Raw genomic sequence first — 14736 nt, forward strand, 5'->3', positions numbered from 1 at the left:
CATGCGGTAAAGACAGTCAGTCCATCAATCGACTTCAGGAGATTCTCATGACCGCCATCCGTTTCAATGCCCGCTTCGCTTCCATCGGCCTGGCCGCAGCTCTTGCTGCCGCGGCCGTCCCCTCCATGGCCGCTGACGTCATGGTGGGTGGCGCTCCCATGCTGCCCAGCAAGGACATCATCGACAACGCCGTGAACTCCAAGGACCACACCACGCTGGTGGCCGCGGTCAAGGCCGCGGGCCTGGTCGATACGCTCAAGGGCCCGGGCCCGTTCACCGTGTTCGCGCCGACCAACGCAGCCTTTGCGGCACTGCCCGCCGGCACCGTGGACAACTTGCTCAAGCCCGAGAACAAGGCCACGCTGACCACTGTGCTCACCTACCACGTGGTGGCGGGCAAATGGGATGCTGCGGCCTTGTCCAAGATGATTGCCGATGGCAAGGGCATGGCCAGCATCAAGACGGTAGCCGGCGGCACACTCAGTGCCAAGGCCAGCGGCAAGACCATCATGCTCACCGACGAAAAGGGCGGCACGGCGAATGTGACGATTGCCGACGTGTACCAGTCCAACGGCGTGATCCACGTGGTGGACAAGGTCCTGCTCCCCAAGTGATCGGCGCCGGCCTGGGGGCGGTGTGGCTGTTGACGCGATAGGTTCGCGGCCATTCCGTCTGGCGCCTGCGCCTGCGCCTGCTGCGCGAGGGGGGCCTTGCGGCCTCCGCTCCCAGCCAGGGCATGCCGCACCTGTCTTGTCCCCCGGCGCGGGGCTGCCTACTGGACCTGGACGCTTGCCTGTGGCAGACTGCCCGACCCAGCTCCATCACAGCGCCCCACGGGAGACAAGCATGTTGATGATGACGACCGATCCAGGCACCGCCGCGGCCGCCCCCCGCGAAATCCTCATGGTCACGACCACGGTCGCCACCGAAGCCGAGGCCAAGCGGCTCGCGCATGCGGTGCTGCACGCGCGCCTGGCCGCCTGTGTGCAGGTGGAGCCCATCACGGCCTACTTCCACTGGGAAGGTGCCCTGGAGGAATGCCGCGAGCTGCGCGTGGCCTGCAAGACCGCGCACAGCGCCATGCCCGCGCTGATGGCCTTGCTCAGAAAGCAGCACCCCTACACGCTGCCCCAACTGGTGGTGCAGCCAGTGCAGGCATCGGCCGAATACGGCTGCTGGGTGGACGAGCAACTGGCGCCAGCCCCCCAGCGCCAGGAACCCGCGATGGCCGTGGCCTGACGACGTACGCCCGCCCCCATGCCGCACCGGCGGGGCGGCGCAGCGCATGCGTCCCTGCATGCCCTGAAAGAAGAAATCACAGAATATCGTCAAGAAGGCGTGTCCCTTTTTCGGGAACCGTTCGGCATGGTCTGGAAGGCGCTGAAGTTCAACCCCAGCGCCCGCAATTCCAACCCTAGCCGAACGAACCCGAGGAGGACGCGCATGGCGCCCGTTGACGACCACCTGCTGCGCAGCAGCAAGCCGCTGAGCATCCGTACCACCCCGCTGGCCCATGCCGCGCAGGTACTGTGCGTGGGCATTGCCATCGCCGCGGCGGCAACAACAACGGCGCCGGCCGCCTGGGCGCAGTCCGCTGCCGCGGGCAGCACCACCGCCCAGGCACCGCGCAGCTACGACATCCCGGCCGGCGCACTGGGCCCCACGCTCTCGCGCTATGCCGGCGCGGCGGGCGTCACGCTGTCGTTCGAGCCGGCGCTCACCGAAGGCCTGCGCAGCCCCGGCCTGCAGGGCAGCGTGGCGGCGGTGGAAGAGGGCTTTGCGCGCCTGCTGGAGGGCAGCGGGCTTGAAGCCGTGCCCCGCAGCGGCGGCGGCTACACGCTGCGCCGAGGCGCGCCTGCGCCAGCATCCGCGGTGGGCCGCACGTCGTCCACAGACACCGAGATGCCCACCGTGCGCGTGACCGCCGAGCGCGAGGCCGCCTGGGGCCCGGTGGAAGGCTACCGCGCCACGCGCGGCGCCAGCGCCACCAAGATGGACGTGCCCGTGCTCGAAACGCCGCAGCAGGTCTCCACCATCGGCGCCGCGCAGATCCGCGACCAGGCCATATCGAGCGTGGCCGAGGCCGTGCGCTACAGCGCGGGCGTGCGCCCGGCGGACTACGGTATCACCGACGACGATGTCTCCATCCGCGGCTTCTACCTCACCGGCACCGGCCTGTACCGCGACGGCATGCGCCTCATCCACAACGGCTTCATGACCAACCTGGAGCCCTATGGATTGGAGCGGCTGGAGGTGGTGCACGGCCCGGCCTCGGTGCTCTACGGCCAGTCAGCACCGGGCGGCCTGGTCAACGCCGTGACCAAGCGCCCGCGCGCCGGATTGCAGCGCGAAGTGGGGCTGGAGCTGGGCAGCTATGACCGGCGCCAGGTGACGGCCGACATCGGCGGCGCCTTCAACGAGCAGGGCACCGTGCTCGGCCGCCTCACCGTGCTCAAGCGCGAGGCCGGCACCCAGTGGGACGAGCTGCGCAACGACCGCACCTACGTGGCCCCCGCCATCACCCTGCAGGGCGACCGCACCACGCTCACGCTGCTGGCGCACCACCAGCAGGATGACACTGGCTACATCATTCCCTACTACCGCAATACGCCCACCGGCCCGGCCAGCGAGACCATCAACGTCAATGGCCCGGGCTCGGGCCACCACAAGGAGGCCTGGTCGCTCGGCTACCTGCTGGAGCATTCGTTCAGCGACAGCCTGAGCCTGCGCCACAACCTGCGCTACCTTGACGGCAGCAACCACCGCCTGGAGATGCGCAACCGCGGTCTCATGGCCGACCAACGCAGCATGGTGCGCCTGGCCATGGTGCGACCCGACGCGGAGAAGACCCTGGTGATCGACACCCATGTGGAGGCGCGCCTCAAGACCGGTGACGTCTCGCACCAGCTGTTGGCCGGCATCGACTACTACCACTCCAAGCTCGACTGGCGCATCCACTCGCTCAACGGCGCGGTGGCGCCCATCGACCTGGTTAACCCCGTGTACGTGCAGCCCGACTGGGGCAACAACTTCCTGAGCGACCGGGCCCTGGCGCGCAACACCCAGGTGGGCCTGTACCTGCAGGACCAGATCAAGCTGGGTGAGCGCTGGGTTGTGAGCCTGGGCGGCCGCTACGACACGGCCCGCATCGACACCAAGTACGATGCGCGCCTGACCGGCGACACGCCTTTTGCCACCACCCTCGTGGACCGGCGCGACAACGCCTTCACGGGCCGTGCGGGCGCCATCTACCTGGCATCCAACGGCCTGGCGCCCTACGTGAGCTTCAACACCGCCTTCCAGCCGCCGCTGACCACCGTGACGGCCGTGGACGCCAACGGTACACCGTACGAGCCCGAAACCGCCAAACAGGCCGAGGTGGGCCTGCGCTACGCACCGCAGGGCGCCGGCTACACGCTGAGCGCCGCCGTGTTCGACCTGCGCAAGCGCAATGTGCGCACGCCGTCCACCATCAACCCGCGCTTTGACGTACAGACCGGCGAGGTGCGCAGCCGCGGGCTGGAGGTGCAGGGCACGGGCGAGGTGGGCGGGGGATTCTCGGTCATCGGCGCCTACACCTACCTCAACGCCAAGGTCACGCGCAGCAACAATGCACTCGAAGTGGGCGAGCGCCCTGGCGCCACGCCCGAGCATGTGGCATCGCTCTGGGGCAAGTACCAGCGCGGCCCGCTGGAGCTGGGCCTGGGCGTGCGCCACATCAGCGCCACGGTGGGCGAGCTGCGCGTCGCCACCGGCCCCATTCCCACCAACGACGGCTACACCCTGTTCGACGCCATGGCCGCCTACGACATAGGCGCCTGGCGCCTGTCGCTCAACGTGACCAACCTCGGCGACAAGCGCTACCGCACGCAGTGCAACACCTTCCGCGGCGGGGCGGAGTTCTGCGCGCTGGGCTTTGGGCGCGAAGTGAAGGTCGCCGCTGCATACCGGTTCTGACGGTTGTGGTGACGGCGCAGCCTTCGCTGTGAAGTACTGCTGCATCATGGGCGTGTGCAGGTAAGCAGGCCATGCGCAAGCTGTTGGTACTCCTGCACCGCTGGGCCGGCCTGTTCATGGCCGTGTTCCTCGCCGTGGCCGGGCTCACGGGCTCCGTGATCGCGTGGGAGCACGAGCTCGACCGCTGGCTCAACCCGGGCTTCCACTACGCGGTGCCGACGGATGCGCCGCTGCTGCCCGCCACCGAGGTCGCGCGCCGTGTGGAGACGGCGCACCCCGCCTTGCAGGTCAGCTACATGCCGCTGGCGGCGGCACCCGGCCAGACCCTGGTGATGATGGTGGTGCCGCGCATGGACCCTGCCACCGGCCGGCCCCATGTGCTGGGCTTCGACCAGATGGCCGTGCACCCCGCCACGGCCGAGGTGCAGGGCACGCGCACCTGGGGCCAGGCCTCGCTGGCGCGACTGGACCTCGTGCCCTTCCTGTACAAGCTGCACCACACCCTGTTCCTGCCGCGCGCCTGGGGGGTGGACTGGGCCGTATGGTTCCTGGGCGCGGTGGCCATGCTCTGGGTGGTGGACTGCTTCATCGCGCTGTGGCTGGCCTTTCCGCGCTGGCGTGCCTGGCGCAAATCATTGGCCTTCCGCTGGTCGCGCGGCGCGCGCACCGTCAATTTCGACCTGCACCGCTCGGGCGGCGTGTGGACCTGGGTGCTCATGCTCGTGCTGGCCGTCACCTCGGTGGCCATGAACCTGCATGACGAGGTCATGGAGCCCGTGGTCAACGTCTTCTCGCGCACCAGCCCGAGCCCCTTCGACGAGCGCCCGCGCCGCTCGCCCGCCGAGCAGGTGGCGCCACCCCTGGTCGGCCGGGCCGACATCGTAGAGCGCGCCCGTGCCGAAGGCCTGCGCCGCGCCTGGCCCGATCCGCCGGGCTTTCTCACCTACCGCCCGGCCTTCGACCTCTATGGCGTGGACTTCTACGTGCCCGGCACCAGCCGCCCCGGCCTGGGCCCGCCGCGCCTGTACTTCGATGGTGCCACCGGCGCCCTGGCCGGCCAGCGCGTGCCGGGCGAGGGCACGGCCGGCGATCTGTTCATGCGCCTGCAGTTCCCCCTGCACTCGGGCCGCATCGCGGGCGTGCCGGGGCGCATCCTGGTCACCGCGCTGGGCCTGGCCGTGGCCGTGCTCAGTGTGACCGGGGTGGTGATCTGGTGGGGAAGAAGGACGGCGCGAACGACCTCGACGGCCGGCGCCGTGGCGGCGCGGTGATGGAAGGGAGCAGGCCCTAACCGGCTTCCTGCCCAACTGCTTATAGGCCCAACCTTTCCCCCGGGCGGCTGCCGGGAGGTTGTTATTACAACAGTGCGGCGAAAACGTATCCGTCTGTCAAATTTCTCTTAGCTTACGCGGCATGTTGTTGTAGGCTTTTTCCTACACGGTGGCGGAAAAATGGCTTACAGGCGACTGGTCATTTACCGGTGAGCCTATAGGGCGACAGAGGGGAGAGAGCGTAACGGCGCGCCGCCATCCATGCATGGAAAGGCGCGCGCGGGCACGGCCCGGAGATACGCGCCATTTCCGCGATTCCAATAAAGAGCGGCTGACAAACTCAACCAGGCGTTTCTGCCCAGGCGCTGTGCCGAATGCACCACCGGCAGTGCGGCCAGACGCAGCAAAGAAGCGAAAAGAGTTTGGTGAGCCGCTCCAGACAAAGAGGTGCTGGCAACATGGGTTCAGGCGGGCAGGGGGACGAGAACGCTATGTCGGGGGGGCAGGCCGCCGCCGGCACAGGTGTCGGCGGCAACAGCATTGCGCAAATATTGGCCGAAAGCAGTCCCCAGCATGCGGCGGCCGCCGGCATCGTCATCGCGCGGCTGGATGCACGGGCCGGCATCTGGCAATACTCGGTGGACAACGGTGCCAACTGGCGCGATGTGCGCACCGACCTCATCAACCGGCCCGGCACCATGGGCCTGGCGCTGGACCGTGAGGCGCGCCTGCGGCTGCTGCCTCGCCTCGGCGAGCGGGTGATGCAGATCCACATGGTCGTGCATGTGGTGCACCACAGCCTGCATGCCCGCAACGGTAGCCACAGCGCCTACGTGCCGGACCCCAGCGAGGGTGATTCGAGCGCGGTCAACCTGCTGCTGGACATCAACCACATCAACGGCATGCCGCCCCAGGTGCATGTGCCCCGGCTGCGCAACAAGCGGGCCATGGCCAGTGCGGCAGCACAGGCGAAATCTCAGTCCCGGCCCGGTGAAGCGCCTGATGCAGCGCCCCCCAAGCCGGGCGGCGATGGCAACTGACGGCAGCCCGCCGGCTACCAGGCTCGTTTGCCAGTACAGATGTCCATCTCCATGGGAATGATAAGCATTCATTGTGTTATGGAATGAAATGATGGTCGTTACGGCCCGTGTCGTATCGCCGCCAGCTTGGCTCTGGCCGTGGTGGCCCTCACGGCGGGCATGGCTGCCACGGCCGCCCGCGCGCAAACCGCAGAGGCCCCCGCCGGTGGCAACACCACCAACCTGCCACCGGTCACCGTGCGTGCCCAGCAGAACCGCACCAGCACCGAAGGCACCGAGCGCTACAACAGCACCCAGGCCACGGTGGGTAAGGCCGCGGCGGACTTGAAGGAGATCCCCCAGTCCATCAGCGTGGTCACCCAGCAGCGCATGGACGACCAGAACATGCGCAATGTGGAAGAAGTGCTGGAGCAGACGGTCGGCTACGTCTCCGAGCGTTTCGACAGCGAGTCGGCGTCGTACTCGTCGCGCGGGTTTGCCATCAACAACTACATGATCGACGGTGTGCCTGCCCCCGGCACCGCCGCCGCGTGGGACTCCGTGCTGTTCGACCGCGTGGAACTGCTGCGCGGCCCCTCGGCGCTGTTCAGCGGCGTCTCCAGCTCGGGCGGCGCCGTCAACCTGGTGCGCAAGCGCCCGCAGGACACTTTCCAGGCGCGCGGGGCGGTGCAGCTGGGCTCGTGGTCCACCAAGGGGGCCGAGGTCGACGTGACCGGCCCGCTCAACCAATCCGGCACCATCCTGGGCCGCCTCTCGGCCGCCAAGCAGGAGGGCGGCACCTACCAGAGCGGCGCGCAGCGCGACCGCTATGCGATTGCCGGCTCGCTCGACTGCAAGCTCGCGCCCACCACCAGCCTGCTGGTCGGCTCGCATGCGCAAAAGGTCGATGGCTGGCTCACCGGCGGCCTGCCTTCGTACACCACCGGCGCGCTGCTCGACGTGCCGCGCTCCACCTGGCTGGGCGCCGACTGCAGCCGCTCCGAGCAGGACGAGAAATACCTCTACGCCGAGCTGACCCACCGCTTCAACGACGACTGGCGCGCCAAGCTCCACTGGAGCGGCTACCGCAACGACCAGGCCACCGACTACCTGTACCTGCCGCGCTGGAGCGTGGCGCTCAACATCAACAACCTGACCGACAAGGTCTACTGGCAGCGTGTGTACACCACGGGCCGCAGCAACTTCTTCGGCGAGCCGCGCAATGCCAGCGTGACGTTGCGCGTGAGCTACTGACCGCCGCCGGTATCACACGGCAGAGCAGCTGAAGCTCTCCGCCTTGGCCGGGTCGCCCTTGCCGTCGTAGCGCGGGAACTTCGGGTACTCGCACACCGGGCGCTGCAGCACCGGGGTCTGCTTGCCGGCGCGCGGGTCGGCGGGTTCGTAGCGGGTGGCCACCAGCCTGTCGGGCGCGGTGCCGCGCTCCACCCAGGCGTCCATGGCGGCCAGCAGGTCGATGCTCACCGGGTCGGTGCCCGGGCCATCGAGGTTGTGGCCGATGGAGGGCGAGGTCAGCATGCGCGCAAAGCCTTGCACCTTGCTGGCACCCATGCGCTGGCGCACGCTGTCCAGGTACTCGGCCGTGCGGTACACCGACACGCAGGCATCGCCCATGCCGTACCAGATGAGCAGCTTGCCGCCGTTGTCGGCAAAGGCCGAGAGGTCGGGGTTGGTCGCATCGATCTGGTGGGCCAGGCGCAGGTACTGGGCCTGGTACCGCGTGGGATCGTGGGCCAGCAGGTCGGCGCTCGGGTTGCCTTCGACCAGGCGCGCGGCAGCCAGCGCGGCCATGTAGTTGAACGAGTCGCGCGCCGCGAAGCTGGGGCCGAACACATAGGCCTCCCAGTCGGACGTGGCCGCGCCGCCGCGGCCAAAGCCCGGGTAGCCGCGCGCACCCTGCGACAGTGTCACGGGCACGTCCTTGTTCGCGTAGATCAGGCGAATGGATTCGATCTGTCCGGCCGTCAGGCAGCTGTCGCTGTCCGCACCCTTGCACAGCAGCTCCGTGGGTACGTAGTTGCACGCGGCCACGTTGCCGATGATGCCGTCCGCCAGGCCGTCCAGTGCGTCGCAGGCCGCGGTCTCGGCCTTGGCGTACAAGGCGATCTTGGCCGGGCTCAGCCAGTTCTCGGGTTTCGAGAACACATGGCGCAGCAGCGTGGGCCCCAGGTTGGTCTGGTGCGCTTGCTGGCTGATGGCCGGCTCCATGGCCACCACGCCGTCATAGTCCTTGGGGTAGTTCTGCGTGGCGGCCAGGGCCGAGCGCCCGCCGTTGGAATGACCGATGTGGTAGCGGCGCGTGGGCCACTTGCCATAGAAGTCGGCGGCAATGGCCGTACCCACCTCCAGCACGAAGTGGTTGGCGTCGAAGGCATGGTTGCGCAGCGCCACGTCGCTGGCGCCCCAGGCAAAGCCCGGTGCCAGGTGGCCCGAGTCAGAACTCATCTTCACGTACGTGTGGGCCGATGCGCCGATGATGTGCTGGTACCACGGGTCATCGGTGGGGATGAAGCCGTCGAACGCGCCGCCGCCCACCGTCAGCGTCTTGCCGTTCCACACAGTGCCTGCGGGCAGCTCCACCGCCCAGTGGATGGTGGATTGGGGCGAGGAGACGATCTCGCCGCGCACGATGCACACCTCGGGCAGCAGGCCCTCGGCCGCGCGCAGCTCCGTGCGGGTGATGCTGGCGCCATGGGGCAGGGTGGCCGTGCGGTAGCCGGGGCAGGCCTGGGCCAGCGGCTGGCTGGCAGCGGGGGCGCTGCTGTCGCTGCCGCCGCAGGCGGTGAGTGCCAGGGCGGCCAGGGTGGCTACGAGCAGGGCCGGGCGGCCGCTGGTCATGCCGGCGGTCGGTGAGGTTGAAAACATGGAAAGCGTCTCCTGTTGTTGCTTGGGTCTTGCGAAGCCTTTTGGCTCCGGGCGCAACAATAGGGACGGGCAGGCGCGCTACAGCCTCTGCAAATGCAGAGGGACAGGGAAAACACCCAGCCAGCCGTCCAGGCTACTGCCGGCGCAGCGCGGCCACCAGCTCCACCTTGTTGCGCACCCCCAACTGCGCATAGGCGCTGCGCAGGTAGGTGCGCACCGTGGCCGGTGTCAGGCCCAGCGTGGTGGCGATATCCTTGTACGACTGGCCATGCGCGTACAGCGTGGCCGCGCTCAGCTCGCGCGGGGCCAGCGGCGGCTTGCCGTCGTGCGGCGAAGGCAGGCTGATCGCCACCAGCGGCCCGCAGGCCGAAAGCCGCAGCTTGCAGTGTTTGCCTAGCACCAGGTTGCTCGGCAGCGTAGAGGGCAGGGCGCCGAGCAGCGGCGCCGGCAGGGCCGTGCCGGACCAATTCGGGTAGACCGCCTGCAGCGCCTGCCCCACGCGCAGGCCCACGAAAAGCAGGGCGCCGTCGGGGCCGGCCAGTGCATGGCTGTCCCAGGGGCCATCGGCTGCGGGCATGGTCTGCAACTGCTCCAGCCGGTGCTGCCAGTGGCCCAGCAGGTGCGGCACGAACTCGCCGAACAGCGCCGCCTCCTGGTCCGTGAAGTTGGCCCGGCCCGGGTCGCGGTACAGGCTCACGAAGAACATCAGCCCGCTGCGCGGCATGGCCACGGTGATCGCCATGCAGTGGTACAGGCCGTGGCGCCGGCAGAAGGCATCGATATCGGGCGGTATCGCCATGCCCGGCAGGGCAGGCAGGTCATCGGCGCTCTCGCGCAGCACCACGCCCAGTTGGTCCATGGACTGCTGCGCGAAGAGGTCGGCCATGGCCAGGGCATTCCACTCCGCCGCAAAGTTTTTGGCCAGGCCGATGCTGCCGTGCAGCCAGTTGCGCGGCGGCGCATCGCCCTGGCTGGCCGACACCTCGCCCCACCAGGCGGTGTCGAAGTCCACCAGCGTGCTGCGCATCATTTCCAGCGCCTGCAGCAGCATGGCCTCTGGCGGTGCGGCGCGGGCCAGCGCGGCCAACTGCAGCAGGCTGGCGCTCAGCGCGCGCAGGGGCGCGAAGGCCAGCGCGGCAGCCACGGCGCTGCCCGAAACCTGGGTTGTCGTGGTGGGGTGGGCCGGCATGGTGGCGACTGTCTCCTGGGTTGTCGTTGCGTTCGCTTGATCGGCTCTTTGGCAGGCCGCATGGTACGCAGATTCGCCCCGCAGAGGTCGAGGGGCATGGCCAGAATCCGGTTTGCGGGGTCATGCCCTGGTGGTAGGCTGGCCCAGTCATCGGACTGGTGCCTGGCCCGTCCTATTGCCAATCAGTTCGCCCATGGAACCCGCCATCCACTTCCACACCCGGCTCTTCGACGTCTCGCTGGAGCCCGAGAACCCCATCAACCCCATCCGGGGCCATTCGCTGCTCGAATGGCTGCGGGAGCGCGTGCCGGCCCAGCTCGACATGACCGACCCCGACGCCGAAGACTGGGGGTGGTACGCGCACGTGAACTGGGAGGGCCGCACCTACATGGTCGGCGCCGCCGCCAACGAGAGCGAGGACGGCAACCACGAATGGGTGCTGTCGCTGACCAAGCACCGCTCGCTCAAGGAGCGGGTGCTGGGCAAGGCGAGGATGCTGGGCGATGATCCGTGCCTGGTGTTCTTCCGAAGGCTCATCGCGGGGGAGCCGGATTTTCAGCAGGTGTCTGTGCAGGGGCTCAGCTGAGGCCACGCGCCTGAAGCTGTATCCCGCCCTGCTGGGCCCGCCGGGCTGGCTACCATCGGCCCATGTCCCGATCCGAACGCCTTCTCGCCCTGCTGCAGGTCCTGCGCCGCCACAGCCGACCCATGAGCGGCCAGGCGCTGGCCGCGGCCCTGGACATCAGCCTGCGCACGCTGTACCGCGATATCGCCACCCTGCAGGCTTAGTCCACTGAAGCTGAGAAATCGGCTGTGCGTGAGGGCCTGGCAGGGCCGCAATCTAGGCGGCGGGCGCAGCCGGGTTGTACACCCGGCGAGCACGGCAACGACGAGTGCGGCCCTGCCAGGCCCTCACCCTTCGGGCCGGGGTGGCGGCGGGCGCATCGCCGCGTTGCGGGCTTTGCCAAGGCGGCCAGCCTTGGCTGCAGCCCGCCCTTGCGCTGCATCCCGCTGCCACCCCGGCGCACAGCCGATTTCTCAGTTTCAGTGGACTATGGCGCCATGATCGAGGGCGCGCCGGGCGTGGGCTATGTGATGCAGCCCGGCTACATGCTGCCACCGCTGATGTTCACGCCCGAAGAGATCGAGGCCCTGGCCCTGGGCCTGCGCTGGGTGGCCGACCGGGGCGACGTGGGCTTGGCCGGTGGCGCCCGCGATGCCATGGCCAAGATCGGTGCAGTGCTGCCCGCCCCCTTGCGCCGGGAGTTGGAAGCCTCTGCCGTGCTGGTGGGCGCGCGCACCAGGCCTGCGCCCGCCACGGCAGTCGCGCAGGACCGCTTGCGTGCCGCCATCCGGGCCGAGCACAAGCTGCGCATCGTGTACCGCGACCCCCAGGGTGCCCAGTCAGAGCGCGTGACCTGGCCGTTCGCGCTGGTGTACTTCGAGGAGTCGCGTGTTCTGTCGGCCTGGTGCGAGCTGCGCGGCGATTTCCGCAACTTCCGCTGTGATCGGATCGCAGAGGCCGAGATGCTCGACGCACGCTATCCCCAGCGCCGCCAGGCATTGCTCAAGACCTGGCACCAGCGTATACGCGACAGCGGCCGAACGATACTGCCAGAATTTGGCAACATGTCCCCATAACCTCGCTCCTTTCTTTTCCAACCCAGGAGCTTGTTGTCATGAAGTTTGCATCCGTCCGCCTCGTCACCCAGCAGTTCGAAGCGCTGCTCTCTTTCTATTCCCTGCTGTCTGGCACCGCCGCCACCCGCCTGGCCGATGGCTTTGCCGAGGTGCGCCTGGAAGGCGTCACGCTGGCCATCTCCGAAGAGCGGCTCGTAAAGCTGTTCAACCAGGGCGCCGCCACGGCAGCGTCGAACCGCTCTGCGATCCTGGAGTTCGAGGTGGCCGATGTGGATGGCACCCTGGCGCGCATGCGCGACGAGGGCCGCGCCGAGGTCGTCATGCCCGCCACGGTGATGCCCTGGGGCAACCGTTCGGCGCTGCTGCGCGATCCTGATGGCAGCCTGGTGAATGTGTTTTCCAGGCCTGTGGCACCCCCTGCACAGGCTGCGTGACCACCTTGCGGGCGGGTGAGCGGGCTGGTTCCGCTCAGGGAGTGTCCGGGAACCGCTCCACATGCACCTCGCCCCTGCGGCCGAAGTAGCTCACATGCCGCCCGGCGATCCACACCATGTAACCCACGCAGCCGGCTGCACGAGAGAGCTTCAGGAACTCGGGGTACATCACCTCGCCCCGCTGCGCACCGCGGATGGCTGCTTGCACCTGGGCCGCGCCAAAGTCCTGAGCGATAGGCGTGGCGGGCGGTTGCAGGGGGACCTGATGGGTTTCCCCGCTGGGCAGGTAGTAGGTGGTGGCATTGCTGCGGTAGTCGGCGAAATAGGCCTCCACGCCGGCCTCGATGAGGGCCTGCACGATGGCGCCGAAATGGGCCGTGCCGTCCTTGGAGGCCTGGGCGCAGCGTTCGATGGTGGCGATGGTGGTTTCGTTCATGGGCATGGTTTCGTGATGGGGTTTGGGATCAGCTGCGCGGCACTTCCTGCCACTGGTGCCGGCGCACCATCTCCTGCAGCAGGCGCGCGAGGCGCTGGCGTTCGGCCGCCGACAGGTGGCCGAAGAACTTCTCGTCGTTGGCATCGGCCTTGGCGGCCAGCTCTGGCACCAGGGCGCGGCCGGCGGGTGTGAGCGACAGGGTGTGGCTGCGCGCGTCCGTCGGCGCGCCCGCGCGTGCCACCAGGCCCTTGGCCTCCAGCCGGGCCACGACCTTGGAGACGGCACCCTTGGTCATCCCCAGGGCCTGTGTCAGCGTGGCATGCGTGGCGGTGCTTTCCTCGCTACCCTCTGCGTCGAACAGCGTGCGCAGCGCCACCCAGTCGGTGACGGACACGCCCGAGGCCTCCACCGCCTGCTGGAACTCGGCCGACACCTGGTTGGAGACAAAGCGCATCCAGTAGCCCAGATGGGCGTCGAGGGGGCTGGGCTGCCTGGTGTTTTTCATATGTTGTTTCTTTGGAAACTATCTGGATTGGCAGTGTAGTTTCCTTGGAAACTTATTGCAAGTCCGGGTCTCGTGTAGCCTGCCATCCCATGGATTCCCTCATCACCGCCGCCGCCCGTGCGCTTGCCTCAGGCGATGCGCTGGGCGCGCTGCAGTGCGTGGCCCTGCGCGAAGACCCGCCGGCCCTGGCCCTGTGCGGCATTGCCATGGCGCAACTGGGCGAGCACCCCCGGGCGCGCGAGTTGCTGCGCCGTGCGGCCAAGGGCTTTGGCGTGCACGAAGTGCTGGCCCGTGCCCGCTGCGTGGTAGCCGAGGCCGAGGTCGCCCTGGCCCAGCGCGACCTGAATGGCCCGCCGCACGCGCTGGTAGCTGCCGCTGATGCATTGTCCGAGCGGGGCGACCGCGCCAACGCGCTGCAGGCCCGGCTCATCGCCGCACGCCAGTGGCTGCTGATGGGCCGGCTCTTGGAGGCCGGCGCAGTGCTCGCACCCGTCAACGTGGAGGAAGAGGGCATGCCACCCGCGCTGGCTGCCGTGGCGGGCCTCACCCTGGCCGAGTTGGCGCAGCGCTCTTTGCGCGTGGATGCCGCACGACAGGCATTGCTCGGAGCGCAACGGGCCGCAGCGCGCGCCCGTGTGCCTGCGCTGGCGGCCGAGGTCGCCGAGGCCCTGGCCGCATTGCAGCGGCCTGCGGCACGGCGCCTGCTGCCGGGCGATGGCAGGCCCGCGCGGGAGCAGCCGCTGCGCCTGGACGAAGTGGCCGCGCTGCTGGCCTCGGACATGCTGGTGCTCGATGCCTGCCGGCACCGGCTGGGCTCGGGGGCGGTGGGGGAGGGGAGCGATGCGGCCCCCGCCTGGCTGTCGCTTGCACGCCGCCCCATCCTGTTCGCGCTGGCGCGTGCCCTGGCCCAGTCCTGGCCCGGTGATGCCGAGCGCGATGCGCTGATCGCCACCACCTTTCGCACCCACCAGCCCGACGAGACCCACCGCGCCCGCCTGCGCGTGGAACTGGGCCGTCTGCGTGCGCTGATGAAGCCGTGGGCGCGCATCGAGGCCACGGCACGCGGCTTTGCGCTGCGCCCGCTGGCCGGGCGTGCGGTGGCCGTGCTGGCCCCGCCCATCGATGGCGAGCAGGCCTCGCTGCAGGCCCTGCTGGCCGATGGCGCCGCATGGTCCACCTCGGCCCTGGCCCTGGCGCTGGGCGACAGCCAGCGCACGGTGCAGCGCGCGCTGGCCGAGCTGCAGCAGCAAGGCCGCGTGCGCTCCATCGGTCAGGGCCGCACGCAGCGCTGGCTGGCCCCGCCCCTGGCCGGATTCACGACAATCTTGTTACTCCCCGCTGCGCTGCCGATTGACTAGAGTGGACCCATGCCTCTCCACAAGGCACCCACCAAAGGAGTCC

At 68.9% G+C, this 14736-nt stretch carries 14 protein-coding genes and 1 pseudogene; 11 read left to right on the plus strand and 4 right to left on the minus strand.

What is annotated here, in order from left to right; genetic code table 11:
- Nucleotides 1-47 precede the first annotated feature (47 nt).
- The 6 genes from AC07X5_RS15170 (at nt 48) to AC07X5_RS15195 (ending at nt 7501) form a co-directional block, all read left to right on the plus strand.
- Nucleotides 48-614 carry a fasciclin domain-containing protein gene (locus AC07X5_RS15170; RefSeq protein ID WP_494770829.1) on the plus strand — a complete coding sequence of 189 codons (567 nt, stop codon included), beginning with the start codon at nt 48-50 and terminating at the stop codon, nt 612-614.
- 241 nt (nt 615-855) lie between these two features.
- Nucleotides 856-1239 carry a divalent-cation tolerance protein CutA gene (gene cutA, locus AC07X5_RS15175; protein WP_409955851.1) on the plus strand — a complete coding sequence of 128 codons (384 nt, stop codon included), beginning with the start codon at nt 856-858 and terminating at the stop codon, nt 1237-1239.
- A gap of 204 nt (nt 1240-1443) precedes the next feature.
- A complete protein-coding gene (locus AC07X5_RS15180; protein ID WP_494770830.1) occupies nt 1444-3957 on the plus strand; it encodes a TonB-dependent siderophore receptor in 2514 nt (837 codons plus the stop codon).
- 71 nt (nt 3958-4028) lie between these two features.
- Nucleotides 4029-5228: a PepSY-associated TM helix domain-containing protein gene (locus tag AC07X5_RS15185; RefSeq protein WP_494770831.1), complete on the plus strand. Its 1200-nt coding sequence runs from the start codon at nt 4029-4031 to the stop codon at nt 5226-5228.
- A 491-nt stretch (nt 5229-5719) separates the two neighbouring features.
- Nucleotides 5720-6268 carry a hypothetical protein gene (locus AC07X5_RS15190; protein ID WP_494770832.1) on the plus strand — a complete coding sequence of 183 codons (549 nt, stop codon included), beginning with the start codon at nt 5720-5722 and terminating at the stop codon, nt 6266-6268.
- Nucleotides 6269-6394: 126 nt separating this feature from the next.
- Nucleotides 6395-7501 carry a TonB-dependent siderophore receptor gene (locus tag AC07X5_RS15195; RefSeq protein WP_494770833.1) on the plus strand — a complete coding sequence of 369 codons (1107 nt, stop codon included), beginning with the start codon at nt 6395-6397 and terminating at the stop codon, nt 7499-7501.
- 12 nt (nt 7502-7513) lie between these two features.
- Here the strand turns inward: AC07X5_RS15195 and AC07X5_RS15200 are convergent, their stop codons facing one another.
- Both AC07X5_RS15200 and AC07X5_RS15205 read right to left on the minus strand, forming a co-directional pair.
- Nucleotides 7514-9130 (minus strand): tannase/feruloyl esterase family alpha/beta hydrolase, encoded by a 1617-nt coding sequence (locus AC07X5_RS15200; protein WP_494770834.1) that lies wholly within the window; start codon nt 9128-9130, stop codon nt 7514-7516.
- Between the two features lie 133 nt (nt 9131-9263).
- A complete protein-coding gene (locus AC07X5_RS15205) occupies nt 9264-10319 on the minus strand; it encodes a helix-turn-helix transcriptional regulator (protein ID WP_494770835.1) in 1056 nt (351 codons plus the stop codon).
- 193 nt (nt 10320-10512) lie between these two features.
- Between AC07X5_RS15205 and AC07X5_RS15210 the strand changes: the two genes are divergently transcribed.
- From AC07X5_RS15210 to AC07X5_RS15225, 4 genes and pseudogenes are all read left to right on the plus strand, one after another.
- On the plus strand, nt 10513-10905 hold the full coding sequence (locus AC07X5_RS15210; RefSeq protein WP_494770836.1) for a hypothetical protein: 393 nt from the start codon (nt 10513-10515) through the stop codon (nt 10903-10905).
- A gap of 62 nt (nt 10906-10967) precedes the next feature.
- Nucleotides 10968-11105, plus strand: a pseudogene (locus AC07X5_RS15215) (HTH domain-containing protein); the annotation flags it as partial.
- Between the two features lie 276 nt (nt 11106-11381).
- On the plus strand, nt 11382-11960 hold the full coding sequence (locus AC07X5_RS15220; RefSeq protein ID WP_494770837.1) for a helix-turn-helix transcriptional regulator: 579 nt from the start codon (nt 11382-11384) through the stop codon (nt 11958-11960).
- A gap of 38 nt (nt 11961-11998) precedes the next feature.
- Nucleotides 11999-12394 carry a VOC family protein gene (locus AC07X5_RS15225; protein WP_409957993.1) on the plus strand — a complete coding sequence of 132 codons (396 nt, stop codon included), beginning with the start codon at nt 11999-12001 and terminating at the stop codon, nt 12392-12394.
- A 34-nt stretch (nt 12395-12428) separates the two neighbouring features.
- Here AC07X5_RS15225 and AC07X5_RS15230 read toward each other — a convergent pair whose 3' ends face one another.
- Both AC07X5_RS15230 and AC07X5_RS15235 read right to left on the minus strand, forming a co-directional pair.
- Entirely contained in the window at nt 12429-12830 is a 402-nt protein-coding gene (locus AC07X5_RS15230) for a DUF1398 domain-containing protein (RefSeq protein WP_409957995.1), read from the minus strand.
- A 28-nt stretch (nt 12831-12858) separates the two neighbouring features.
- Nucleotides 12859-13335, minus strand: a complete 477-nt coding sequence (locus tag AC07X5_RS15235; RefSeq protein WP_409957997.1) for a MarR family winged helix-turn-helix transcriptional regulator — start codon at nt 13333-13335, stop codon at nt 12859-12861.
- An 89-nt stretch (nt 13336-13424) separates the two neighbouring features.
- Between AC07X5_RS15235 and AC07X5_RS15240 the strand changes: the two genes are divergently transcribed.
- Nucleotides 13425-14693, plus strand: coding sequence for a helix-turn-helix domain-containing protein (locus AC07X5_RS15240; RefSeq protein WP_494770838.1), 1269 nt, complete (start codon nt 13425-13427; stop codon nt 14691-14693).
- Nucleotides 14694-14736 lie beyond the last annotated feature (43 nt).

Source organism: Acidovorax sp. GW458-11-26-14-TSB4, from assembly GCF_059423865.1.